1 protein-coding gene is annotated in these 545 nt (G+C 72.1%); it reads right to left on the minus strand.

Annotated features, from left to right (window positions below; translation table 11 throughout):
* Positions 1-533: Ig-like domain-containing protein (locus ACTJIY_RS20840; protein ID WP_440675406.1), on the minus strand; the 533-nt coding region annotated here is incomplete at its 3' end.
* Between the last annotated feature and the right edge of the window lie 12 nt (positions 534-545).

The raw sequence follows: 545 nt of genomic DNA on the forward strand, positions 1-545 counted from the left end.
GGCACCTTGACGAAGGCCTTGGCGGTGAGGCCGTCGATGTCGGTGGCGGTGTAGGTGATGACCTGGCGGTTCTCGGTGAGGGTGACGACGAGCTCGCCGGTGTCGGTGACGGTGGCGGTGGTCGCGTCGGTGGTGACGGTGAGCTCGGTCGCGGCGCCGTCGGGGTCGGCGTCGTTGTCCAGGACGGGGACGGTGACCTCGGTCTTGCCGAGGATGTCCTCGACGGGCACGGTGTCGTCGCGGGCGACGGGGGGCAGCAGGGGTGCGTCGGCGGCGACGTTGACGGTGACGGCGCCGGTGGCGCGGGCGCCGTAGGTGTCCTGGACCTGGTAGTAGAACGTGTAGGCGCCGTCGGCGTCGGGGGAGGTCAGGACGATGCGGTCGGTCACGACCTCGGCGTCCAGGTCGTGGGTGTCCTCGATGGCGCCGGGGACCAGGCCGACCTGGTCGCCGTCGGGGTCGGTGTCGTTGGCCAGGGCCGCGACCGAGACCGTGCGCCCCGGGCGCACCGTGATCTCGTCGTCCACCGCCACGGGAGGCTGGTT

This window comes from Cellulosimicrobium sp. 22598, assembly GCF_052044445.1.
Taxonomy (GTDB): Bacteria; Actinomycetota; Actinomycetes; order Actinomycetales; family Cellulomonadaceae; genus Cellulosimicrobium; species Cellulosimicrobium cellulans_G.